Annotated in this window: 27 protein-coding genes; 15 read left to right on the top strand and 12 right to left on the bottom strand. The window is 63.0% G+C overall.

The window, feature by feature from the left end; translation table 11 throughout:
• Positions 1–3: 3 nt before the first annotated feature.
• The 5 genes from AC1D13_RS04425 to AC1D13_RS04405 form a co-directional block, all read right to left on the bottom strand.
• A complete protein-coding gene (locus tag AC1D13_RS04425) occupies positions 4–849 on the bottom strand; it encodes a YhjD/YihY/BrkB family envelope integrity protein (RefSeq protein ID WP_457278685.1) in 846 nt (281 codons plus the stop codon).
• A gap of 41 nt (positions 850–890) precedes the next feature.
• A complete protein-coding gene (locus tag AC1D13_RS04420; RefSeq protein WP_457278686.1) occupies positions 891–1,031 on the bottom strand; it encodes a hypothetical protein in 141 nt (46 codons plus the stop codon).
• 86 nt (positions 1,032–1,117) lie between these two features.
• Positions 1,118–1,708 carry a flavin reductase family protein gene (locus AC1D13_RS04415; protein WP_457278687.1) on the bottom strand — a complete coding sequence of 197 codons (591 nt, stop codon included), beginning with the start codon at positions 1,706–1,708 and terminating at the stop codon, positions 1,118–1,120.
• Positions 1,709–1,797: 89 nt separating this feature from the next.
• Positions 1,798–2,712, bottom strand: a complete 915-nt coding sequence (locus tag AC1D13_RS04410) for an amino acid ABC transporter substrate-binding protein (RefSeq protein ID WP_477667206.1) — start codon at positions 2,710–2,712, stop codon at positions 1,798–1,800.
• A 7-nt stretch (positions 2,713–2,719) separates the two neighbouring features.
• The gene (locus tag AC1D13_RS04405; protein ID WP_457278688.1) at positions 2,720–3,169 is read right to left on the bottom strand and encodes a VOC family protein; all 450 of its coding nucleotides are present in this window, start codon (positions 3,167–3,169) and stop codon (positions 2,720–2,722) included.
• 114 nt (positions 3,170–3,283) lie between these two features.
• On the opposite strand from AC1D13_RS04405, the gene AC1D13_RS04400 reads away from it, so the two are divergent.
• Positions 3,284–4,159: a LysR family transcriptional regulator gene (locus tag AC1D13_RS04400; protein ID WP_477689016.1), complete on the top strand. Its 876-nt coding sequence runs from the start codon at positions 3,284–3,286 to the stop codon at positions 4,157–4,159.
• Positions 4,160–4,252: 93 nt separating this feature from the next.
• On the opposite strand, the gene AC1D13_RS04395 is transcribed toward AC1D13_RS04400, so the two are convergent.
• The 3 genes from AC1D13_RS04395 to arsC all read right to left on the bottom strand — a co-directional run bounded on the left by AC1D13_RS04395 (position 4,253) and on the right by arsC (position 5,831).
• Entirely contained in the window at positions 4,253–4,483 is a 231-nt protein-coding gene (locus AC1D13_RS04395) for a hypothetical protein (protein ID WP_457278690.1), read from the bottom strand.
• Positions 4,484–4,690: 207 nt separating this feature from the next.
• Positions 4,691–5,059 carry an RNA recognition motif domain-containing protein gene (locus AC1D13_RS04390; RefSeq protein WP_457278691.1) on the bottom strand — a complete coding sequence of 123 codons (369 nt, stop codon included), beginning with the start codon at positions 5,057–5,059 and terminating at the stop codon, positions 4,691–4,693.
• Between the two features lie 337 nt (positions 5,060–5,396).
• Positions 5,397–5,831, bottom strand: coding sequence for an arsenate reductase (glutaredoxin) (arsC, locus tag AC1D13_RS04385; RefSeq protein ID WP_477667204.1), 435 nt, complete (start codon positions 5,829–5,831; stop codon positions 5,397–5,399).
• A 61-nt stretch (positions 5,832–5,892) separates the two neighbouring features.
• Between arsC and AC1D13_RS04380 the strand changes: the two genes are divergently transcribed.
• The 5 genes from AC1D13_RS04380 (at position 5,893) to AC1D13_RS04360 (ending at position 9,298) form a co-directional block, all read left to right on the top strand.
• The gene (locus AC1D13_RS04380; protein WP_477667203.1) at positions 5,893–6,255 is read left to right on the top strand and encodes an ArsR/SmtB family transcription factor; all 363 of its coding nucleotides are present in this window, start codon (positions 5,893–5,895) and stop codon (positions 6,253–6,255) included.
• A gap of 76 nt (positions 6,256–6,331) precedes the next feature.
• Positions 6,332–6,784: an ArsI/CadI family heavy metal resistance metalloenzyme gene (locus AC1D13_RS04375; protein ID WP_477667202.1), complete on the top strand. Its 453-nt coding sequence runs from the start codon at positions 6,332–6,334 to the stop codon at positions 6,782–6,784.
• Positions 6,775–7,497: an aquaporin gene (locus AC1D13_RS04370; RefSeq protein WP_477689015.1), complete on the top strand. Its 723-nt coding sequence runs from the start codon at positions 6,775–6,777 to the stop codon at positions 7,495–7,497. Before AC1D13_RS04375 ends, AC1D13_RS04370 begins: the two co-directional genes overlap by 10 nt.
• Before the next feature lie 51 nt (positions 7,498–7,548).
• On the top strand, positions 7,549–8,805 hold the full coding sequence (locus AC1D13_RS04365) for an MFS transporter (RefSeq protein ID WP_477689014.1): 1,257 nt from the start codon (positions 7,549–7,551) through the stop codon (positions 8,803–8,805).
• Between the two features lie 58 nt (positions 8,806–8,863).
• Positions 8,864–9,298 carry a hypothetical protein gene (locus tag AC1D13_RS04360; protein WP_477689013.1) on the top strand — a complete coding sequence of 145 codons (435 nt, stop codon included), beginning with the start codon at positions 8,864–8,866 and terminating at the stop codon, positions 9,296–9,298.
• Between the two features lie 57 nt (positions 9,299–9,355).
• Here the strand turns inward: AC1D13_RS04360 and AC1D13_RS04355 are convergent, their stop codons facing one another.
• The 4 genes from AC1D13_RS04355 to AC1D13_RS04340 all read right to left on the bottom strand — a co-directional run bounded on the left by AC1D13_RS04355 (position 9,356) and on the right by AC1D13_RS04340 (position 12,174).
• On the bottom strand, positions 9,356–9,691 hold the full coding sequence (locus tag AC1D13_RS04355) for a hypothetical protein (protein ID WP_477689012.1): 336 nt from the start codon (positions 9,689–9,691) through the stop codon (positions 9,356–9,358).
• 67 nt (positions 9,692–9,758) lie between these two features.
• Positions 9,759–10,271 carry a GNAT family N-acetyltransferase gene (locus AC1D13_RS04350; RefSeq protein ID WP_477689011.1) on the bottom strand — a complete coding sequence of 171 codons (513 nt, stop codon included), beginning with the start codon at positions 10,269–10,271 and terminating at the stop codon, positions 9,759–9,761.
• Between the two features lie 71 nt (positions 10,272–10,342).
• Positions 10,343–11,179 (bottom strand): amidohydrolase family protein, encoded by an 837-nt coding sequence (locus AC1D13_RS04345; RefSeq protein WP_457278699.1) that lies wholly within the window; start codon positions 11,177–11,179, stop codon positions 10,343–10,345.
• Entirely contained in the window at positions 11,176–12,174 is a 999-nt protein-coding gene (locus AC1D13_RS04340; RefSeq protein ID WP_457278700.1) for an aldo/keto reductase, read from the bottom strand. The genes AC1D13_RS04345 and AC1D13_RS04340 overlap by 4 nt, the downstream gene beginning before the upstream one ends.
• Positions 12,175–12,329: 155 nt before the next feature.
• Here AC1D13_RS04340 and AC1D13_RS04335 point away from each other — a divergent pair, with 155 nt between their 5' ends.
• The 9 genes from AC1D13_RS04335 to AC1D13_RS04295 all read left to right on the top strand — a co-directional run bounded on the left by AC1D13_RS04335 (position 12,330) and on the right by AC1D13_RS04295 (position 23,484).
• The gene (locus AC1D13_RS04335) at positions 12,330–12,776 is read left to right on the top strand and encodes an RbsD/FucU family protein (RefSeq protein ID WP_477689010.1); all 447 of its coding nucleotides are present in this window, start codon (positions 12,330–12,332) and stop codon (positions 12,774–12,776) included.
• Positions 12,777–12,779: 3 nt separating this feature from the next.
• Positions 12,780–13,496 carry a GntR family transcriptional regulator gene (locus AC1D13_RS04330; protein WP_457278702.1) on the top strand — a complete coding sequence of 239 codons (717 nt, stop codon included), beginning with the start codon at positions 12,780–12,782 and terminating at the stop codon, positions 13,494–13,496.
• On the top strand, positions 13,493–14,425 hold the full coding sequence (locus AC1D13_RS04325) for a dihydrodipicolinate synthase family protein (protein WP_477689009.1): 933 nt from the start codon (positions 13,493–13,495) through the stop codon (positions 14,423–14,425). Before AC1D13_RS04330 ends, AC1D13_RS04325 begins: the two co-directional genes overlap by 4 nt.
• A gap of 71 nt (positions 14,426–14,496) precedes the next feature.
• Entirely contained in the window at positions 14,497–15,513 is a 1,017-nt protein-coding gene (locus tag AC1D13_RS04320; protein WP_477689008.1) for a sialic acid TRAP transporter substrate-binding protein SiaP, read from the top strand.
• A gap of 27 nt (positions 15,514–15,540) precedes the next feature.
• Positions 15,541–16,020: a TRAP transporter small permease gene (locus AC1D13_RS04315; protein WP_477648808.1), complete on the top strand. Its 480-nt coding sequence runs from the start codon at positions 15,541–15,543 to the stop codon at positions 16,018–16,020.
• Complete coding sequence (locus AC1D13_RS04310; protein WP_457278706.1) at positions 16,017–17,315, top strand: TRAP transporter large permease; 1,299 nt, start codon at positions 16,017–16,019, stop codon at positions 17,313–17,315. The genes AC1D13_RS04315 and AC1D13_RS04310 overlap by 4 nt, the downstream gene beginning before the upstream one ends.
• Before the next feature lie 185 nt (positions 17,316–17,500).
• Complete coding sequence (locus AC1D13_RS04305) at positions 17,501–18,424, top strand: ribokinase (protein ID WP_477689007.1); 924 nt, start codon at positions 17,501–17,503, stop codon at positions 18,422–18,424.
• 308 nt (positions 18,425–18,732) lie between these two features.
• Positions 18,733–20,301: an efflux RND transporter periplasmic adaptor subunit gene (locus tag AC1D13_RS04300; protein ID WP_477689006.1), complete on the top strand. Its 1,569-nt coding sequence runs from the start codon at positions 18,733–18,735 to the stop codon at positions 20,299–20,301.
• Between the two features lie 78 nt (positions 20,302–20,379).
• On the top strand, positions 20,380–23,484 hold the full coding sequence (locus AC1D13_RS04295) for an efflux RND transporter permease subunit (RefSeq protein ID WP_477689005.1): 3,105 nt from the start codon (positions 20,380–20,382) through the stop codon (positions 23,482–23,484).
• Positions 23,485–23,523 lie beyond the last annotated feature (39 nt).

Below are 23,523 nucleotides of genomic sequence, written 5' to 3'. Positions count from 1 at the left end.
AGATCAGGCCCGTGACAACCGACGCGCCGGTTGCGCCCCGGCACGCGGCAGGCTGGCGCTGACCAGCGCCGCGGCCAGCGTGACGAGCCACGAGTAATACACCCACACCAGAAAAGCCAGCAGCGGCGCAAAGGCACCGTAGATCGTGCGGTAGGTGGGCACGTTGGCCAGGTAAATCGCGAAGCCGTACTTGCCCAGCTCAAAGGCAATACCCGCGAGCAGGCCGCCAGCGATCGCATGACTCCACCGCACGACGGTGTTCGGTACAAAGCGGAACAGGCAGGTGAAACCGATGGCGCTCAGAATGGCGGGCCCCAGGTTAATGGCATGCGGCACCCAGGCGGGCCGCGCCCCCACCAGCCCGCTGGAAGCCGCCACCAGATAAGACGCAGCCCACAGGCTGGCGCCGATGAGCACCGGCCCCGTGAGCAGCATGCCTGCGTACAAAGCCAGTCGGCGCAGCACGGGGCGTGACTTCTTCACCTGCCATATGCGGTTCAGCGTGTTTTCCATGCTCAGCAGCAGCGTCAGGGCCGACACCAGCAGCAGCGCAAAGCCCACCAGCGTGAGGCCATTGGCATTGCCCGCAAACTGCGCCAGGTGCTTCAGCACCGTCTTGGCGATGCCCTCCGGCAACAGGCCGCGCAGCAGGTGCTCGCGAATCGCGTCACCGGTGGCGTGCAAGGCTGGCGTGCGCGCGAACAGCGCGAAGCTCACCGCCAGCATCGGCACCATGGACATCACCATCGTGAACGTGAGGCCGCCCGCCGCCTGGGCGATGCGTTCTTCCCGGCCACGCTGCAAGAGGCGAGTGATCAGGTTGCCCTGGTTTCGGCTTGTGGTCGCCATGGAATCGATGGGCTCGCGCCGGTCAGGAAGTGCCGGCTCGCTCAGCCCAGCAGGCGAAACAAGCCATAGAGAGAGAGAAGTCCCGATGTCACCAGAAGTCCGGTTTTCACCGAACGGGCACCGACCAATGCGCCGATGATGCTGCAAGCCAGGATGGCGCCGAGGATGTAGGTTGTTTTCATGCCCGCAATGGTAAAGCCTTCGCCTGGCCCAGGATGCCGTGCGAGGAAGGTTGTGGGGCGAAACCAACTCCTGATTGACGATGGCCTCAGGGTATTTTTGTCGCCACGTCACCGGCACGAAACATTCCCGCCGGTCTGACGAAATTCCCGCCCCCCAGATGATGAATCGTCTGCAGATCGAGGTTGTCATCGCCGAAGCGCCAGTGCCCCTGCTGGAACACACGCTCATCGGCAGCGGCAGCGACCACCTCCGCAAAGCAGGTGTCGTACGCGTCTTCGGTATGCGGCTCGCGGATCAGGCGGCACTCCAGCCATGCCGCGCAGCCCTCCTCCAGCAAGGGCATGCCGAGCACCGGCCCCGTGCGGGCCTTCAAGCCGTATTGCGCAAACTTGTCGCCCGTGCGGCCGGACTGACTGCCGACCGCATGCGTCAAGCCGGCCAGGGCCGTGCATGGAAGGCATATGCCGAAGCCGCCGCTGGCGGTGATGAGTTCACGCGTATAGGTTTTCTTGTCGATCACGATGGCAATGCGAGGCGGCGTGAACTCCACGGGCATCGACCAGGCGGCGGCCATCACGTTGCGCGCCGTGCCGTGCGCGCTCGTCACCAAAACCGTTGGGCCGTGATTGATCAGGCGGCTGGCGTGTGCGAGGGCGACTTCCTTGAAGTGTGTCATGTCATTTCTTCCCGGTGCGTTTCGATGCTGCCGATTATGTTGGGGCCGATGCGTTTCAGGGCGGGCTGCTCCCCTCGCCCTCTTCCTCACTACTTCTTCGTGTAGTCTTCCAGCGGCTTGTCGCTCAGGTTGGCCCATGCCGCCCTGGTCAGCTCCGATGCGGGCATGCCTACCTGCGTGTTGTTCGGCGGTATCGGCTGGACAAACCATTTTTCATAGAGCTTCGCCACCTCCCCGCTTTTCGCCATTCTGGCGATGCTGGCGTCCACCGCCTGTTTAAAGGATGCATCCCCTTTGGGCAGCATGATGGCAATCGGCTCGACGCTCAGGACTTCTTTCAGCACCACATAGTTTTTCGGCTGTTTTGACTGGGAAATCATGGTGGCCAGGATCTGGCCGTCCGCCACGAACGCTTCGGCCCGGTCATTTTCAAGAAGCAGGAAACCTTCGCTGTTGTCCTTGCCATAAACCTCCTTGAAGTCGACGCCCGCCGCGCGTTCGTGCTTGCGGATAAGCTGAACGGCCGTGGCGCCAGATGTGGCCGACACAGTCCTGTTGGCAAGCTGGGACAGGCTGGTGATTCCGGTCCTGGTTTTGGTGGCGACCCGGACTTCTTCAATATAGAGCGTCGGTGCGAAGGCAACATCCTTTTGGCGTGCGGCGTTGTTCGTCGTTGTCCCGCACTCCAGGTCTACCGTACCGTTTTGAACCAGAGGGATCCGGTTTTGCGCGGTGACAGACTGAAAGCGCACGTCCAGCTTCGCCAGGCCCAGCTGTTTCTGGATATCCGCGATCACCCTTTTGCAGATGTCCACATGAAACCCTGTGTATTCGCCGGCCCCCAGCGTATAGGACATGGCGCCGGAGGCTTCACGGACGCCCATGGTGACGGCTGCCGTCTCCTTGATCTTCTTGAGCGTGTCGATTGGCTGCGCGGTGGCCGCAGCTCCCGCCAGGGTGAACGCTGCGGCAATGCCCGAACAGGCTACCAATTTCATCATCATGCCTCCTTCACTTGGCAAACAGGCTGTCGAGCGTGGCGAAGGCTTTGAACTCGATTGCGTTTCCGGACGGGTCGAGGAAGAACATGGTGGCCTGTTCACCGGGCTCACCCTTGAAGCGGACGTAGGGTTCGATGACGAACTGCGTGCCCGCCGCTTTCAATCGGGCCGCCAGGACATCCCACTCGGGGAGGGACAGGATCGCGCCGAAGTGGCGAACGGGAACATTGTGGCCGTCAACGGCGCTGGTCTGGCGGTGGCCGCATTCGTCGGGCGCCAGGTGCGCCACGATCTGGTGGCCGTAGAAGTTGAAGTCGACCCATTCGCTGGAGCTGCGGCCTTCGGGGCAGCCCAGTAATTCACCGTAAAACCGGCGTGCGACGGCGAGGTCGTGGACAGGGAATGCCAGATGAAACGGCGGGAGCGCTTTGGCGGGAGTGGTTGCGTTTTGCGGGGTCATCGAAAGCCTCTTTGAGTCGTGGAAGCCGCACTTTAGGTCGATTGATGCACTTTGCAAAACGATATATATTCAATCTGAGAATCAATAATTTCGATGAATTAACGAGAAACCCGTGTGATTACCGAATTGAAAACCTTGATCGCGGTGGTGCGTTACGGAGGCTTTTCTGCCGCCGGCGGCCAGATTGGACTGACCCAGTCCGCCGTGAGCAGCCAGATCCAGCGGCTGGAAGAATCCCTCGGGCTGGCGCTCTTTGACCGGACACGGCGTTCCGCAGTGCTCAACGAAGAGGGTGCCAGGGTGCTCGCGCGTGCCGAAGAGATTGTTCTGCTGTTCTCAAAGCTGGGCGATGCGGGCACCGATGACGAGCTTGCCAGCACCTTGCGGATCGGCGCCATTGCATCTGTTCAGTCTTCGGTGCTTCCCCGTGCGCTGGCGGCACTGAGGAAGGAAAACCCGAAACTGCCCGTCCATATCGCCCCCGGCGTGTCCATGAAGCTGATGGACCAGCTCGACAGTGCTGAGATCGACGCGGCGGTGATGATCCGGCCTCCGTTCGGCATCCTGCCGGAAATGACCTGGCAAACCTTGATGTACGAACCCTTCAAGTTGCTCGTGCGCAAGGAAATCAAAGGGCGGGACTGGCGCGCATTGCTCCAGTCGCAGCCTTTTTTGCGCTACGAACGCACGTCTTTCGGTGGGCGTCTGGTGACCCGGTTCCTGCGCGAGAACAAACTGGCGGTGCAGGACTCCATCGAGCTTGACGAGATCACGGGTCTGATGAACCTTGTCGCCGAAGGCCTGGGAGTTGCGCTGGTGCCGATGGTGGAGGCCTACCTGCCCATGCCACCGGGTGTGCGCGCAATCTCCCTGGGTGAAAAGACTTTTTACCGCGAGATCGGCATCCTGCGCAAAGGCATGAGTTCCCGCCGGCGCGTCACGCAGGCCCTGGAAAGATGTCTTCGCGAGGCCCTGTCGCCGCCTGTTTGATAAAGTTTTTTGCCATCAAGATCGGCAGCGCTTGTGGCGCCGGGAGATGCTGCCGGAGGCTCATCACCGTCGTGCCAGATGCCGTCCAGATGGTCATCGGCCATGACCCCGGTTGGACTCCATCCAGCTGGCCAGTGCGGCTTCATAGGTAGCCGAGGCACTTGCAAGCCGAAATTCGGCACTGGCTGACCCGGCGCGCCCGGCAACAAAGCCTTGCCATCCGTCGCCGTCTTCTGCCTCATAGATGCATAGATCGAAGTCGCCCGGTGGAGGACTGTCACCAAGCATGAGGATGGTCGCGTCGTGCACCTTGTGAACCTTCATAGAGGGGCATTAGGCCACGAAACACCCTGCACACTGAAGTGCAAACGTTGTGACCGCCCGGCAAAGTGCCCGCAGGTAAATATTACCCAGCCCCAAAGAAAAAAGGCCTCAAAACCGAAGTTCTGAAGCCTTTTATGCTGTTCTCAACGTAACGCCGAGAGAGCGGGTTGGCAACGGCATCTCTGCCGTTGACGGGGTTTGCAGGGCTTAGTAGCCGCCGCGACCACCACCGCCGCCGCCGCCGTAGCCGCCACCGCCGGAACGATCGCCACCACCGTAGCCGCCACCACCGCCGCCGCCGAAGCCGCCGCTACGTGGAGGACGTGCTTCCATTGGACGGGCTTCATTCACGGTGATGCTGCGGCCGCCGAGCGACTGGCCGTTCATGCCGGAAATTGCAGCTTGTGCTTCGGCATCGTTGCCCATTTCGACAAAGCCGAAACCTTTGGAGCGGCCGGTGTCACGTTCCATCATGACTTTGGCGCTGGAGACAGAGCCGTATTGGCCGAAAGATTGTTGCAGGTCTTCGTCGCGGACCGTGTATGGCAGATTGCCGACGTAAAGTTTATTGCCCATGGGGACTCCTCAAAAATACATAAAACAAAAGCGATGGGGTCCCGAAAGCACAACAAACCTAAAAAGTACCGCCGTAGCGCGCGAAACTGACCGATCACCTAACCTGTGCGAATGCAATGGCAGCCGCACCTCCCGATTATGCGTGAGGAAACGCGGGGGCACCAGCATTCTTGGGCCTATAAGCACAGCATTTGTCAAATCAGGTGCCCATTCCCCCGGTTAAACAGCGGAAATGACCGAAAAGACGACATTGCCGCCTATGCATGACCATGGACAGACCGTGCTACCGGCCGGGCAGTCGAACGGCCCGGACTGCATTGCGTTGAGGCTGGGAAGCTCAGCGGCCCGCCACACGCTCCCCTTTGTCATTGACGACCTGTTCACCGTCTTCCTTGCTGAACGCACCCCGCTGCGGCATGGGCAGGATGTCCAGCACGGCTTCCGAAGGCCTGCACAGGCGCGTGCCCAACGGCGTGACGACGATGGGCCGGTTTATCAGGATGGGATGGGCCAGCATCGCGTCGATCAGGGCTTCGTCGGCCAGCGTGGCGTCGTCCAGGCCCAGATCCTTGTAGACGGCCTCCTTTTGCCGGACCACCTCCCGCACCGGCACCGCCATCTGCGCGACCAGCTCCAGCAACTTTTCCCGTGTGGGTGGTGTTTTCAGGTATTCGATGACCTCGGGTTCGATGCCGGCATTGCGGATCAGCGCCAGCACATTGCGCGACGTGCCGCATTGGGGGTTGTGGTAAATCGTGACGGCGGAAGGCATAAGTTCACTCCTGAAAAAGGGATTGGTTGCATCGATTCAATATTTCAATTATATTTGAATTATGAAAGCATTAATCCCAAACCTTGATTTTCCCCCGCTTGAGGAAGGTTCTGCCGTGAAGGCCCTGGCAGCGCTGGCGCAAGCCCAGCGCCTGCGCGCGTTCCGCGCCCTCGTCGTCGCCGGGCCTGAGGGATTGACGCCGGGCGCGATGGCCGAACAACTGGGCGTCGCACCGAGTGCCCTGTCTTTCCATCTCAAAGAGCTCTCACACGCCGGCCTCGTCAACAGCGAGGCACGCGGGCGCAACCTGATCTACCGCGCCAACTTCGGGCAAATGAATGCGCTGCTGGGCTACCTGACAGAGCACTGCTGCGAAGGCGGCACTTGTGAAGTAGCCACCAAGGCCGATTGCAGCAACTGCTGAACACCCTACGCGATTGCACGCCACCACCTCCATCACGCATAGATCCAAGCCAACACAACCACCCAAGGAGAGCCCCATGAAACGCTTCCATGTCCACGTCCACGTGAAAGATCTCGAGCAGAACATCGCCTTTTACTCGGCCATGTTTGACCAGCAGCCTGCCCGCACCGAGGCCGACTATGCCAAGTGGATGCTCAGCGACCCGCCGGTCAACTTTGCCATCTCTACCCGGGGAAGTGCGCCCGGCGTGGACCATCTGGGCATTCAGGTCGACAGGCCCGAAGAGCTGCAGGCCCTGAAAGCCAGTGCCACCCGCGCCGACATGACGCTGCTGGACGAAGGCCCCACCACCTGCTGCTACGCCCGCAGCGACAAATACTGGCTGACTGACCCGCAAGGCATCGCCTGGGAGCAGTTCCATACGCTGGACAGCATTCCAGTGTTCAGCGAAGCCAAGCCCGCCGCCGGCAAGGCCTGCTGCGCCGCGCCCGCTGGCGCAGCTTCCAGCACAAAAGCGGCGTGCTGTTAAGCCCTGCCGTAGCGGAGGCACCGCGCCCCCCTGACGCGCCCTCGCTCGCGCGTCAGGCACTGGCGGAATTCATCGGCACCGCCGCCCTGCTCTGCGCCGTCATCGGCTCGGGCATCATGGCCGAACGCCTGAGCGGCGGCAACATGGGTGTGGCCCTGCTGGCCAACACACTGGCCACCGTGTGGGCGCTGTACGTGCTGATCGAGCTGCTCGGGCCCGTCAGTGGCGCGCACTTCAACCCGCTGGTCACCCTTGTTATGTGGTCAAAAGGCCCTGCAACCCATAAGAGACGGGCGCAAGCAGCTATTCTTTTTATAGCATTCCAGCTACTGGGCGCTGTAGCCGGAGCCTGGCTGGCCCATGCCATGTTTGACATGAGCGTGCTGCAGTTCAGTACCAAACTGCGCAGCAGCTGGGGTCAGTGGCTAGCCGAAGCGGTCGCCACGGGCGGGTTGATTTTTGTCGTGCTGCGCGCCCCTGCGGCCAAGGCGCCGGCGCTGGTCGCCTGCTACATCGGCGCAGCGTACTGGTTCACCGCCAGCACCTCGTTTGCCAACCCGGCCGCCGTGCTGGGACGCATGTTGTCAGACAGTTTTGCCGGCATCGCACCCGCCAGCGCGGCAGGCTTTGTGGCTGCCCAGGCTGCCGGTGCGTTGGTGGGCGTCGCCCTGCACCATGCGCTGGGCCGGCAGCAGGCCGTGAGCCAAGGCTAAACGCAGGCGGCGAATCAAGGCACCGCGTCCGTACTTGGTACCCTTGTGGCTGTGACACCGAAAAGCCGTTCTGCCACCGTCGTCCAGCTGGGCATCGCACAAACGCTGGCGTGGGCCTCCAGCTACTACCTGCCGGCAATTCTGGCGGTGCCCATGGCGCGCGACCTCGGCGTCGGCACGCCCACCGTGTTTGCCGCTTTTTCTGCCGCGCTGGTGGTCTCCGCATTGCTGGGCCCGGCTGCGGGCAAAGCCATTGACCGGCACGGCGGAAGGCCGGTGCTGGCCGCTAACAGCCTGATTTTTGCCGCTGGCCTGCTGGTGCTGGCCCTGGCACAAGGGCCGGTGGGCCTGTTTGCCGGCTGGGTGATTCTGGGCGTGGCCATGGCTGCGGGCCTGTACGAAGCGGCCTTTGCCGCGCTGGTTCACCTGTACGGGAAAGACGCGCGCGGCGCCATCACCGGCATCACGCTGTTTGCCGGCTTTGCCAGCACCGTGGGCTGGCCCTTGTCGACCTGGCTGGAGCTTGAGTGGGGCTGGCGCGCGACCTGCCTGGCCTGGGCTGCGCTGCATTTGCTGGTGGGGCTGCCGCTGAACTGGCGGCTTCCAGCTTCGCCCGCGTCAGGCATTGCTGCCGGGCCTCACCCCGATGCAGATCAACCCGAAGTGCCAGCGCACTCTGCGGCATCCACACCGTCCGCCCCCTCCAGTTCTCCCACGTCTTCCAGCTCCTCTTTCGCCTCCAACACGGCCCGCACCGCAGTCCTGCTGGCGCTGGTGTTTGCCGTCACCTGGTTCATCAGCACAGCCATGGCCGCACACCTGCCGCGGCTGTTGCAGGCGCACGGCGTGCCACTGGCCACGGCACTGATATTTGCCGGACTTGTCGGCCCCGCGCAGGTGGCCGGCCGCCTGCTCGAATACGGCCTGTTGCGCAACATCCACCCGCTGGTGTCGGCACGGGTGGCCAGCTGCCTGCACACGCTGGGCGCAGTGGTGTTCCTGTTTTTTGGCATCCCGGCAGGGGCGGTGTTCACCGTGCTGCACGGCGCCGGCAATGGCGTGCTGACGATTGCCAAGGGCACGCTGCCGCTGGTGCTGTTTGGCGTGCGGGATTACGGGGCGCGCCAGGGATTGTTGATGGTGCCAGCGCGCTTTGCGCAGGCAACTGCGCCGTGGCTGTTTGGCCTGGCGATTGACCGTTTTGGCAGCGGCGCGCTGTGGTTTTCAGCAGCGCTGGGCCTGGTGGCCTTTGCGGCATTGATGTTGCTGCGTGATCCGTCGTCCACGACAGCCCGGCACACAGATTGAACTAGGATGTCCGCTATCGACCAGAAGCAGGCATAGAAGCAAGTCCTAATAGTTCTCAATGAAACCCCTCAATTTCATCGCCTTTGGCATCATGGCCTCGACGTTTGGTGTAGTTCATGCTGCACCGTTCGACGGTACATGGACGATTGATCTGCGTTCCCCGGCAGAGAAGAGCTCGAAGGCCGAGTGCGGCATCGCGACGTTTGTGCTGAAGCAAGACGGGAAACGGGTGACCGGCGACCATCAGATGGCTACCGTCGGCTGCGGCAGGCTGAATGAGGGCGGCGAGAATACTGTTGAAGGCACCGCACGCGGTAACAGTGCCGACCTCACCGTGACGAGTGGCAGAAACGGAGAGGTCGTGCGCGGCAAGGCGACCCGCATTGGAAATGTTCTGCAATGGAAAGTCACGGAACAGGTAAAGCCTGGTGAACCCGAAGGCGATTCCGGGCTAATCTTGTGGCGAGGTACTTTGAAGCTAGACCGGCACTAACGCCTATTCGCGAATGTCCGCTCTGGCGCAAAGCAGACATCGCCGCCGGTCAGTTGATCAAGGCGATTGTCTTTCCCGGAGTAGTGAAAGGCCGCTCCAAAAGGCTACTCCGGCGCAGAACACACACATCGCGAGAGCCATGAACAGCCCGAGCCAGTCGGTGTCATCGACTGCCACAGTGACCGGTCCACGCTTGGACGGATTCAGCAGATGTCCGGACTTCATGAGCACAACCATTCCGACAACGAGAAAGAGCAGTCCGGCTGCGATCAAGCACCAACCGACGAGCACATCGGTAGTTCGCTTCGATGCAAGCTTTGTGCGTCCGAGTGTGTAGATAAGAACAGGAACTAGAAGAAATCCGCAAAACGCAACTAGAAGGTTCATGCTCATGTCTGCTTCTGGTCGATAGAGGACATTTTATTGAACCAAGAGATCGTGATCGTGTTTTGAGACGCACTCACTCCAGCCACTTCTGGAAAAACTGCGCCTGGCCCATGGCCGGATCCAGCTGGTAGCCGGCAAAGCCGATGCGTTCATAAAGCTTGATGGCGCTGCGGTTGCCCTGCAGCACTTCGAGCGTCAGTTTGCAGGCGCCGTGTTCGCGTGAAATCTCGTCCACCAGCGCAAGCATTCTCTCGCCGATACGCTGGCCACGGTGGCCGGGCAGCACGGCCACGTCATGGATGTTGACGAGCGGGCGGCAGGCGAAGGTGGAAAAACCTTCAATGCAATTGACGAGGCCGACAGCCTTGTCGCCGCTAAAGGCCAGCACGCTGAAGGCATGCGGGCGTGCGGCGAGTTCCCTAACGAGATGTTTCTTTGCAAAATCGCTGAGCGGCTTGCCGCCGCCGGCCGGGTCTTGCGCATAGGCATCGAGCAATTGCACGACAGCGGCTGCATGCACGGGATTGCCATAGTCGGCGCGGCAAACCTGCAGCGGGCTTTCGGAAGGGTTGGAGGATTCGGTCACGCGATGCGCTTTCAGTGCAGACAATCGGATGATTCTAAAGACGGCGCGCAAAGCAGAGCGCAAACCGGGATTTAAAGCCAGTACAACTCTCTGGCGTTGCCACCCATGACGGCCGCCTGGCTCGCTACGTCGAGCGGCGCAAGCAATTGTTGCGTCTCGCCCCACCACTGCGCGTAGCTGCCGGCCAGTTCCAGCACGGGCCAGTCACTGCCCCACACCACACGCTGCTCACCAAAACTTTTGAGCACGCGCTTGCCCCAGCGCGTGACAGCGCCGGCAGCCGGCTTCGGCCCGGCCTCGGTCATCAGGCCCGACAGTTTGCAATAGGCCTGTGTCTCGCCGGCAACGCGCAGCATGTCGTCGGCCCAGGGCTGCCACTGGCCCGCAGCGATGTCAGGTTTGGCGGCATGGTCTATCACCATGCGCAAATCCGGGTGCCGGCGCGCCAGTGTCACGATATGCGGCAGGTGCACAGGCTTGACCAGCGCATCGAACACCAGGCCGCATTCCACCATCGCATGCAGGGCCGGCGCCAGCGCTGGCTGCAGTATCCATTGCGCATCGGCAATGTCCTGCAGCATCGGGCGCAGTCCCTTGAGCCGGGGGTGGCGGGCCAGCGCCGCTATGCGGGCAGGTGCGTCGGGCGCCAGCATGTCCACCCAGCCGACCACACCCAGCACACCGGGGCTCGCATCGGCCTGCGTCAGCAAAAAATGTGTTTCGGCTTCAGTGGCTGCGGCCTGCACCAGCACGCCGCCCCGCACACCCAATGGCGCAGACTGCGCCTGCCAGTCCTTCACGGCCACATCGCGGTAGATCGGCGCCAGCTCCGGTGTCAGCCAGCCGTAGTCATCACGCGCCAGCTGCCAGCAATGAAAGTGCGCGTCAATCACCGGAAACGATGTCATGGCGTCAGCACCTCGGCGGGCAGCAGGCACTGCGTGCGCAGCGCTGTCCAGAACTCCGGCGGGATGGGGTGCGCCATCATGGCCACGGCGTCCGTCCATTCGCCGGCTTTGCGGGCACCCAGCATGAGGCTGTGCACGGCCGGGTGTGCCAGCGGAAACTGCAGCGCAGCGGCGCGCAGTGGAACACCGTGCGCTTCACAAACCCCTTCAATTTTCGCGGTCCGCTCCAGCCATTCGTGCGCGGCCGGCGCGTAGTTGAAAGTTGCAGCACCGCCGCGCGTCCCGGTAGCAAGAATGCCCGAGTTAAATGCACCACCCAGTGCGATGCGCACGCCGCGCGCCAGGCACTGCGGCAGCAAAACGGGCAGCGCACTGTGGTCCAGCAGGCTGTAGCGGCCGGCCAGCATCAGCACATCCAGCTCGGCTTCGCGCAATACGTCCAGTACGACGCCGACATCATTGGTGCCCAGCCCGATGGCGCGTACTAGGCCTTCGCGTTTCAGTTGCTGCAGTGCCGGCAACGTTTCGTCAATCAGCTGACGCAGCACAGCATTCGCATTGGTGCCATGGGTCTGTGCATCCGGGTCGTGAATGTAGACGCTGTCGAGCCGGGACATGCCCAGCCGCTGGAGGCTGTCTTCCACGCTGCGGCGCGTGCCCCCAGCGCTGAAGTCCCAATGCTGGTTAAAAGGCAGGATGTCGACATAGCCGTGCTGGGCGGTCGCGGCACGCCCGTCAGGTGTCAGGATGCGGCCGACCTTGCTGGACAGGGTGAAGCTGTCCCGTGGCCGCGAGCGCAGTGCGTCGCCCATCCGCCGCTCCGACAGCCCATGGCCGTAGTGCGGTGCCGTGTCAAAACTGCGGCAGCCGCCGGCCCAGGCGGCATCCACCAATGCCTTCGCCTCTTCGTTGCTGACGGCCGAAAACAGGTTCCCCAGCGGCGCGCCGCCGAGCCCGAGCCGAAGGGATGTGAGACTGGAAAAGGTGGAAGTCATTTCAACATGCCGGCAAAACCGCAGTTCCGGGTAAACACCAATAAAAGTTCAGCAATGTTATAGCTAACATGTCAGTCATCCAACCCGGAGAAACCCGCAGCCTGAAAAGCCGGGCGGATCTGGGCTATTGCCTATCACTACCTCGCCCCCAACGCATGCTCAAGAATATTCCGCCACTGTTGATCCCTGACGCACTGCATGGACTCTGCAGCATGGGCCATGGGGATGACGTCGCCATCGTGGACGCCAACTTTCCAGCCGCTGCCGTGGCGGCCCGGGGCGGCGCCCGGCTGGTGCAGCTGGCGGGTGTCACGTCGCCGCAGGCGCTGCAGGCCGTGCTGCAACTTCTGCCGCTGGACAGCTACGTGCGCGACGTTGCCTGGACGATGCAGGTGGTGGGTGATGCCGGCGCTGTGCCCGCCCCTGTCGCCGAATTTTCCGCGCTGCTGGCCCAGGCGGCCGAGCGGCCAGCCGCCACGCTGGAACGGTTTGAGTTTTATGCGCGCACCGAAGCGGCCTTCCTGATCCTGCAGACGGGCGAGCAGCGCAAATACGGCAACATCCTGCTGCGCAAGGGCGTCATATCCAGCGACGCGGGCTGACCCATGAGCAGTACGGCGCAAGCGCCTCACGCCCCGCCCATCAGCCTGCGTGCGCAGGCCTATGAGAGCTTTCAGCAGCAGATCGTCGATGCCAACATTCGCCCCGGGCAGTTTGTTTCGCAGCGCGAACTGATGCAGCTGCTGGGTATGCCGCTGGGTGCCGTGCGTGAGCTGATTCCCCGCCTGGAGGCCGAGGGCCTGCTCAAGACCGTGCCGCAGCGCGGCCTGCAGGTCGCCCACGTGGACCTCAAACTGATCAACAACGCCTTTCAGCTGCGCCGCCTGCTGGAGCGCGAGGCCGCCACCCGCTTTGTCACCACCGTGTCGGACGCAGACCTCGCAGCCATCGAGCAGGCGCACCTGAACATCGTCAAGCGTGCGCGGAAAAAAGCCATTGACGACAGCCTGCTCAAGGACGCCACCGCGGTGGATTGGGGCCTGCACGACCTGATGATCGACGCACTGGGCAACGAGCTGATCTCCGAGGTCTACCGCATCAACAGCTTGCGTGTGCGCCTGATCAAGCTCGAAGGCTCGACCCTTTCACCCGACGTGCTGATTCCAGCGATGGAAGAGCACCTCTGGTTTATCGACGCCCTCAAGCGGCGCGACGCGCCTGCCGTGATCGAACGCCTGAGCCACCACATTGAAAGCGCGCACCGACGTGTGCTAGGACTGCCACGGCCCGATATGCCGTGGTCTTTGGAGACCCCTGAATGACGAGTTCTTTCCCCGCCGCCGAAAAATCGTTTCGCGGTATCTGGCCCGCCCTGCTGACGCCACTCACGGCCGACCTGAACATTGACCACGCAAAATTCGCAGCCCATTGCAAGGCGCTGATCGCCAGCGGTTGCCCCGGTGTGACCGCTTTCGGCACCACTGGCGAAGGACCGTCTTTTTCCCTGGCAGAGCGCAAGGAAGCCATTGACCAGCTCATCAAGAACGGCATCCCGGCCGCGCAGATCATGGTGTCAACCAGCTGCGCCGCCCTGCCCGAAACGCTGGAGCTGACGCGCCACGCCGTCAAGGCGGGGGTGCACGGCTGCCTGATGCTGCCGCCGTTTTTCCTCAAGGGCGTGTCCGACCAGGGCATCATCGACAGCTACCGCTTTGTGATCGACGGCATGGCCGGCACACCCTTCAAGCTATACCTGTATCACATCCCCCAGGTCACGGGCGTTCCGCTGTCGCACCATGTGATCAGCACGCTCAAGAAGCAGTACCCGGACACCATCGTGGGCATCAAGGACAGCGCCTGCACCACCGCACATTCGGTCGGCCTGGCCGATGCGTTCATGAAGGAGATGACGGTGTATGTCGGGTTCGAGCCCGACCTGCCGGAGATGGGCCGCCGCGGCAGCACCGGCGCCATCAGCGGCCTGGCCAATTTCATGCCGCGCCTGGTCAAGCGGCTGGTCACGGAGCCCGACGCCCCCACTACCCCCGCTGAACGCGAACGCGTTGTCGAGCTCATCGGCATGCTGGGACCCTATTCACTGATGCCCGCGCTCAAAGGGATCATGGCCATGCTGAGCGGCGACAAGACCTGGCTGCGCGTGCGCGCACCGCTGGTAGCTTTGACACCCGATGAATACACGGCACTGGAAAAAACCATCAGCGCCTTCGGGATTAATACAAAATCCGAGTGACGCCACGCCGGGCTGGTCCCGGTACGGTTTCAATAATTTCACGCGACTTAACGACAAAGTAAGGAGACAACATGACAGCTTCCCTCAAAGGTATTTTCCGCCGCAGCCTGCTGGGCACCGCTTCCGCCGTGCTGCTGATGGGCGCCCTGCTGCCCGCCGCACAGGCACAGAACAAGGTCGTGCTGCGCGTTTCCACGCCGGCCGTGCCGGATGACTGGCACGCCAAGATGTGGACGGTCTTCAAGGAGAACCTTGAAAAAAGCGCGCCCGGCGAGTTCGACGTGCAGATCAACCTGAATGCATCGCTCTTCAAGCAGGGCACAGAGCCAGCCGCCATGGCGCGCGGCAACCTTGAGCTGTCGTCGATTTCCGCTTTTGACATCGCCAAGCTGATTCCCGAGTTCTCGATCTTCACAGCCGGTTATATCGTGCGCGACCCGGACCACCAGCAAAAGGTGTTCAACGGCCCCATCGGCACCGAGATGTTCAAGCTGGTCTCCGAAAAAATGGAAGTGACGCCGCTGTCCACCGTGTACCTCGGCACACGCCAGGTCAACCTGCGCGAAACTCGCAACGTCAAGGTTCCGGCTGACCTCAAAGGCGTGAAGCTGCGCATGCCAGGCTCCAAGGAATGGCTGTTCCTGGGTGAGGCACTGGGCGCCACGCCCACGCCGCTGGCCTTTGGCGAGGTTTACCTGGGCCTGAAGACCGGCACCATCGACGGCCAGGACAACCCCCTGCCCTCCGTGCGCGCGGCGAAATTCTATGAAGTGACCAAGCAGATCGTGCTGACCAGCCACCTGGTGGACGGCATCTTCATTGCGATTTCGAACAAGGCTTACAACGCCATGAACGCGACGCAAAAAACCAAGGTCAAGGCCGCTGCACAGGCTGCTTCCGCCTACAACAATGAAAACCGCATCAAGGAAGAAGGCCAGCTCGTCGAATTCTTCAAGAAGGAAGGCCTGACCGTTACGACACCCGATGTGGACGCTTTCCGCAAGACGGTGCAGACGACTTACCAGAACTCCGAGTACGCCAAGGCGTGGCCCAAAGGCCTGCTTGAGCGCATCAACAGCACGAAGTAATTCCTGCAGAGTTCCCTGAAAACAACCATGAAAAGCTGGCTCCAAAAAACCGCCAATCTGATTGGCGGCGGACTCTTCCTGACCCTGTTCATCGTGTTCGTGATCCAGATCACGGCGCGGTTTTTCTTCAACAAGCCGCTGGCCTGGACGGATGAGGCAGCCGTGATCCTCTATGTCTGGGTCATCCTGTGGGCGGCCGCCGTGGTGGTACCCGAGCGCGAGCACGTGGTGTTCGACCTGGTCTGGAACAACATGCCCTACCGTGGCCGACAGGCCATGGCGATTACCGGCAACCTGCTGGTGGGTGGCCTGGCGGCTTGGGGCATTCCGGGCTGCTGGGACTATGTGCACTTCATGGCCCGCGAAGGAACGCCCGTGCTGGGCGTGTCTTTCCAATGGGTTTTCATGCCTTTTGTGCTGCTGCTTGCTGCTCTGGCGGTGCGCTCGGCCTGGGCGATCTGGAACGCGATCCGGGGCAAGGGTCTTGAAGCGGAGCTGCGGATATGACAAGCGCTATCTGGGTATTGGTTGGGGTACTGGCGGGCGGCATGCTGCTGCGCATGCCCATCGGTTTTTCGATGATCGCGGCGGGCATCGGCTACCTCGTGGTCAAGGGACAGGACATCGGCCTGGTGGCCGAGCAGATCGGCAACGGCCTTTACAACAGCTACGTGCTGCTGGCGGTGCCGCTTTTTGTGTTCGCCGCCAACATCATGAACGCGGGCACGGTCAGTGAACGGATTTTTGACTTCTGCCGCATCCTGGTGGGCCGCTTTCGCGGCGGCCTGGCGCAGGTGGACATTTTGGTCAGCGTGATTTTCTCGGGCATGAGCGGCAGTGCAATCGCCGACGCGGCCGGTCCCGGCCTGGTCACGATTCGCCAGATGCTGAAAAAGCCGGAATACACGCGCGGCTTTGCCGGCGCGGTGGTGGTGGCCAGCGCCACGCTGGGCCCCATCATCCCGCCGTCGATCCCCATGGTGATTTACGCGCTGGTGTCGGGCGCTTCGGTCGGCGCGCTCTTCCTGGGCGGCGTGGTGCCGGGCTTCCTGATGGCCGGGCTGATGATGGGCGTGGTCGCGGTCATCGCGAAAAAGCGCAACATGCCACGCGACGAACCTGTGCCACGCTCGGAATGGGCCGGCCTGATCTTCCGTGGTGCGCTGCCGTTGTCCATGCCCATCGTGCTGCTGGGCGGCATTTACTCCGGCATCTTCACGCCGACCGAAGCCGCCGCCGTGGCCGCGCTGCATGCATTGATCCTGGCGGCGCTGGTGTTCCGCGCATTGACGTGGCGCAGCTTCTGGGTCGTGGTCATGGAATCCACACGCGCCAGCGCGGTGATCACTATGATCCTGGCCGGCTCCTTCATGCTCAACTACGCCTTCACCGCCGAAGGCGTGCCGCAGGCCATGGCCGCGTGGGTCGACAGCATGCATTTTTCACAGATCGGCTTTTTGCTGATGGTGAACGTCATGTTCCTGGTGCTGGGCTGCTTCCTCGATGTTTCGGTGCTGCTACTGGTGTTTGTGCCCATGCTGCTGCCCGCGGCCAAGCTGCTGGGCGTGGACCTGGTGCACTTCGGCGTGCTGGTGGTGCTCAACATGATGATCGGCCTGATCCACCCGCCTTTCGGCATGCTGCTGTTCGTGACGAAAGCCCTTACCGGCATTCCCATCGGCGAAATGATGAAGGAAGGCTGGCCTTTCCTCGTCATGCTGTTGTTGCTGTTGCTGGCCATGACTTGCTTCCCGCAGATCGTTCTCTGGCTGCCACAAACCATGGGCTATGGCGGAAAATGATCCACCCCCGAAGCGCCTGCGGCGCCTCCACCCTCAAGGGGGCGACGCCAGCGGCCCGGAGAAAATGACTCCCCCCGAGGCACCTGCGGCGCCTTCCCCTCGAGGGGCGACGCTAGCGGCCCGGCAAAGCCGGTTCCGCGGCGTCTCTCGGTTTTTGGGATTCTCTTCACCTCTGATATTGCAATATGAATGACGAATTGAATGCCGAGGTCGTTTGCGTTGCCAGCTGGAACGCCGACCTGATCTCCCGTGTGGAGCGGCCCATCGCACGCGGTGAAACGCTGATGGCCACCGATTTCAGCATCAGCCCGGGCGGCAAGGGCAGCAATGCGGCAGTGGCCGCTGCCCGACAGGGCGCGCGCGTGGCACTGATCGCACGCATCGGGAACGACGACTTCGGGCGCATGGGGATGAAGCTTTGGCAGGACGAAGGCATAGCCACCACACACGTCGAGCAAGTAGCCGGTGAGCGCAGCGGTGTTGCGCAAGTCCTCGTCTACGAGGACGGCGACAACAGCATTGCGGTGTATCCCGGTGCCGGCAAAGGCCTGGCCGCGCGGCATGCGCAGGCCGCGCAGCAGGTGCTGGGCGCTTGCCGCGTCGTGATGGCTTCGTGCGAGGTGCCTGCAGACGCCACGCTGGAGGCGTTTCGCCTGGCCCGCGGGGCAGGCGCCATCACCATACTGAACCCCGCACCTGCTCGCCCCCTGTCAGACGAGCTTCTGGCGCTGGTCGATGTGCTCACGCCCAATGAACATGAACTCTACCTGCTGGCCGGTGCAGCGCCTGCCGGTTCGGTGGACGACGCTGCCCTGCGGTTGCTCAACCGCGGTACACGCGCCGTGCTCGTCACGCTGGGCGCTGACGGCTGCCGGCTCTTCCAGGCTGGCAAGCCGCCCGTTTCACTGCCGGGCCGCCCCATGGCAGTGCGCGACACCATAGGCGCGGGCGATACCTTCACCGGCGCGCTGGCCGCTGCGCTGGCGCGCGGAGAACCGCTGTCTGTTGCCATGCAGTGGGGCAACGCGGCTGCCGCGTTGTCCGTTACGCGGCACGGCGCCATCGACGGCATGCCGTCCTCCGCAGAAACCGCGGCGTTGCTTGCGTAGTCGTTGTTATTAAAAAAATGGCTGTAGCCCAATGAAAACGGGCGCAAGCAGCTATTAAAACAATAGCGACCGGCCAATTCAGCTCGACTTCCTGTTGTTGCCCGCAACCGTGTAGGCCAATCGCCGCTTTACCGGATATTTACGCGCCTCTTTCAGGCGCTTTATCTGCGCCCCCAGGGCTTGCAGTGATAATTATTGTGCGCCGTCAGGTGGACCCGAGGGCTTTGGCTGCCGGCGCATGAATCACCATCAAACACAAAAAAATGCTGCGCCGGCCCGTCTGGCGTAGCGGGCACCAAGGACAGCTGATGGACCCGAAAGCCGAGACGCCGGAAAGCGGCGCCCCTACCCCATCCCGTAGAAGACTAAGCCGCCGCGCGTCCATCATCGGCAGCGTGATCGCCGTGCTGGCACTGGCCGGCACCGGCTGGCTGGCCTGGCACCTGACCCATCCTTCCACAGACACCCCGACGGGCGGCGGCCCAGGCGGTCCCGGCGGAGCCTTCAGGCGCGGTGCACCGGCCACCACGGTGGGTGTCGCCACCGCCGAGAAGGCCAGCATCCCGATTGTTCTGGAAGCCCTGGGCACCGTCACTCCCCAGGCTACGGTCAGGGTCAGGCCCCAGGTTTCCGGCGTGATGGAAAAGGTTTTGTTCAAGGAAGGCCAGATGGTCAAGGCCGGTGAACTGCTGGCCACCATCGACCCGCGCCAGTTTGAGATGGCTCTGATGCAGGCCGTGGGCCAGCGCCAGCGCGACGAGGCACAGCTTGACAGCGCCCGCGTCACCCTGCAGCGCTTCAAGACCCTGCTCGAGCAGGACTCGATTGCACGGCAGGAAGTCGACACGCAGGCTGCACTGGTCAAGCAGCTGGAAGGCACAGTCGTCATCGACAAGGCCAATGAAGGCACGGCACGGCTCAACCTCGGCTACACCCGCGTGGTGGCACCCGTCAGCGGGCGTGTAGGCCTGCGCACGGTGGATGTCGGCAATGTCGTGAGCAACAGCGACGCCAACGGCATTGCGCTGATTACCCAGGTCAGCCCAATTGACGTGGTCTTCTCCGTCCCGCAAGACCGGGCGGGCGAGCTGCAACAGAACGCCGGCGGCAGCACTGCCATGAAAGTCGTTGCGCTGGACCGCACGCGCACCGCCACACTCGATACCGGCGTTTTTGCCTCGCTCGATAACCAGGTGGACACCACCACCGGCACCGTCCGGGCCAAAGCGCGCTTTGCCAACAGCAAGCTCACGCTGTTCCCCAGCCAGTTCGTGAACGTGCAGCTGCAGGTCAAGACACTGGAAGACGCGGTGGTGGTGCCCGTCACCGCCGTACGCCTGGGCAGCACCGGCGACTACGTATATGTGCTGAACGCCGCCGACCGTACGGTGTCCCTGCGGCCGGTGCAGCGCGGCCAGGCCACAGCCGAAAAAATCGTGATCACCTCCGGGCTAAAGGCCGGCGAGCGCGTGATCACCGAAGGCGCCGACCGCCTGAAAGACGGCGCCAGTGTGGTGCTGCCGGGCGACGCACCCGGCGCCGGCATGAGCGGCAAACGCCGCGGCGCCAGTGCACCGGGCGGCGGCGCTTCCGCGGCCGGGCGCCAGCGCCCCGCATCCGACACCGCCGGCAGCGCGCCGGTAGCGGCACCTTCCACGCCGCCGGCAGCAGCACTGCAGCCCGGCGCTGCGCCGCCTTCCATCGCCGGCCCCACGGCCGAGCAGCGCCAGCGCATGCTCGACCAGGTCAAGGACGACCCGGTCGCGCTGGAACGCCGCAAGCGCTTCCTGGAGCAGATCGACAAGGGCGACCCGGAAGCCCTGGCGCGCTGGCAAGGCATGAAGGACCGCCGCCAGGGCGAACGGCCGGTGCAATGACACGGGACTCTCACGCATGAGCCGCCGGGCCGTTCCCAAGGCAAATAGCATCGCAGTGCGAAGCACGAAGGTTATTGAATGAGCCCCTCACGCCCCTTTATCCTGCGCCCGGTAGCCACTTCGCTGCTGATGGTGGCCATCGTGCTGGCCGGCCTGGTGGGTTTCAAATTTTTGCCGCTGTCGGCGTTGCCGCAGGTCGACTACCCCACCATCCAGGTGCAGACGCTGTATCCCGGCGCGAGCCCGGAAGTGATGGCGCAGACCGTGACAGCGCCGCTGGAACGCCAGTTCGGCCAGATGGCCGGCCTCTCGCGCATGAGCTCCACCAGCGCCGCCGGTGTCTCCATCGTCACGCTGCAGTTCGGCCTGGGCCTGGCGCTGGACGTCGCCGAGCAGCAGGTGCAGGCCGCCATCAACGCCGGCGGTTCCTTGTTGCCGGCTGACCTGCCCGCCCCGCCCGTCTATGCCAAGGTCAACCCGGCCGATGCCCCGGTGCTGACACTGGCCATCACGTCCGACACCATGCCGCTGACGGAGGTGCAGAACATCGTCAACACCCGGCTGGCCCTGAAGATCAGCCAGGTCAATGGCGTGGGGCTGGTGTCGCTCAGCAGCGGGCAGCGTCCCGCAGTGCGCATCCAGGCCGACACGCGGGCGCTGGCTTCCTACGGCCTCGGGCTTGATTCACTGCGCACTGCGATCTCCGCAGCCAATGCCAACGGCGCCAAGGGCAGCATCGACGGCCCCACACGGTCCTATTCGATCAATTCCAACGACCAGCTGGTCGCCGCGGCCGACTACAAAAACCTCATCATTGCCTTTCGCAACGGCGCGGCGGTACGCGTGTCCGACGTGGCACAGGTGGTGGACAGCGCCGAGAACATCAAGCTGGGCGCATGGTCTGGTCTGAAACCAGCCATCATCCTCAATGTGCAGCGCCAGCCCGGCGCCAACGTCATTGCCACGGTGGATGCCATCAAGGCACGCCTGCCCGAACTGCAGGCCGGCCTGCCCACCTCCCTCAGGGTCGATGTTCTGAGCGATCGCACGACCGGCATACGCGCTTCGGTGATGCATGTGGAAATTGAACTGCTGCTGGCCGTGCTGCTGGTCGTGCTGGTGATCTTTGCTTTCCTGCACAGCCTGCGCGCCACCGTGATCGCCAGTCTGGCCGTGCCGATTTCACTCGTCGGCACCTGCGGCCTGATGTACCTGCTGGGCTACAGCCTCAACAACCTGAGCCTGATGGCGCTGACGATCGCCACCGGCTTTGTGGTGGACGACGCAATCGTGATGATCGAAAACATCTCGCGCTACATCGAGGAAGGTGAAGAGCCGATGGCTGCAGCCCTCAAGGGCGCAACGCAGATCGGGTTCACCATCATTTCGCTGACGGTGTCGCTGATCGCGGTTTTGATTCCGCTGCTGTTCATGGGTGACGTGGTCGGCCGGCTGTTCCGCGAGTTTGCCGTGACGCTGGCCATCACCATCCTGATCTCGGCCGTGGTGTCGCTCACCCTCGTTCCCATGATGTCGGCGAGATGGCTCAAGCACGTGCCGGAAACGGCGGGCGAAGGCCGCATGGCCCAGGCGGGCGCGCGGCTCCAGCTTTTTTTTGACGACGTGATCGCACGCTACGACGTGTGGCTCACCTGGGTGCTCAAACGCCAGGGCGCCACGCTGCTGGTGGCGCTGGCCACCCTGCTGCTCACGGTGTTGCTGTATGTACTGATCCCCAAGGGCCTGTTCCCGACGCAGGACACCGGCCAGCTGCAGGCTCGCGTGGAAACCGCACAGTCGGTGTCCTACGACCGCATGGCCGCGCTGCAGCAGGCCACGGCCAAGGCCATCCTGGAAGACCCCGACGTCGAGACGCTGAGCTCCTTCATTGGTGTGGATGCGGCCAACAACACCATGCTGCATACCGGCCGCATGCTGATCAACCTGAAAAAAGAGCGCACCGGCAGCCAGCAGGAAACCATGGACCGGCTGCAGCGGCGAGCCGCCGCGGTAGCCGGGGTTACTCTGTACCTTCAACCCACGCAAGACCTGACCATCGACGCTGAAACCGGGCCCACGCAGTTCCGCGTATCGCTCGAAGGCTCGAACAACGCCACCGTAGTGGAATGGGCCAACAAACTCACGCAGCGCATGCGGCAGCTCGAAAGCCTGCGCAACGTGTCGTCCGATGCAGGCTCCAGCGGCGCAGGGGCCTACATCACGGTAGACCGCGATACCGCGTCGCGCCTGGCCGTCACGACCTCGTCCATTGACGACGCGCTTTACAGCGCATTCGGCCAGCGCATTGTCTCGACCATCTTCACCGAGACCAACCAGTACCGCGTGATCCTCGAAGCCATGCCCGACTCCTTGCGCACGCCCGCATCGCTGGGCAGCCTGCAACTCAAAACCGGCTCCGGCACGCCAACACCGCTGTCGGCCATTGCCACCATCACGGAGCAAGCGGCCCCGCTGCAGGTTACCCGCGTGGCCCAGTACCCGGCCACCACACTGGGTTTTGACACGGCGCCCGGCGTCTCGCTGGGCAAGGCGGTCGACGAGATCCGGGAGGCCGCCAAAGACATCGCCATGCCAGCCAGCGTGACCATGACCTTTCTGGGCGCGGCGGGCGCCTACCAGGCCTCGCTGTCCAACCAGCTCTGGCTCATCCTGGCGGCCGTGATCTGCGTCTACATCGTGCTGGGTGTGCTGTATGAAAGCTACATCCACCCGCTGACGATCCTCTCGACCCTGCCCTCCGCCGGCGTGGGCGCGCTGCTGGCGCTGATGATCAGCGGGTCAGGCCTCGGGGTGATCGGCATCATCGGCATCATCCTGCTGATCGGCATCGTGAAGAAGAACGCCATCATGATGATTGACTTCGCGATCGACGCCGAACGCAACCAGGACAAGTCACCGCAGGACGCCATCCACCAGGCCGCGCTGCTGCGCTTTCGGCCCATCCTGATGACGACGCTGGCGGCGCTGTTTGCTGCCGTGCCCTTGATGCTGGGCTTCGGCGAAGGCGCTGAATTGCGGAGGCCTCTGGGGTTGGCGATTTTTGGCGGGCTGATTGTGAGTCAGGTGCTCACGCTGTTTACGACGCCGGTGATTTATTTGGCGTTTGACCGGTTGGGGCGGAGGTTTCGGGGGAAAGGGAAAGAGAAGGAGGTTTCCGCGTGAGGCCTGTTGCTCTTTCGTTCTTTCGGGGTGTGCTTTGTC

This window comes from Polaromonas sp. P1_E12, from assembly GCF_056405975.1.
Note: the sequence above shows the minus strand (reverse complement) of the source record. Positions and strands in the feature narration are given on the sequence as shown.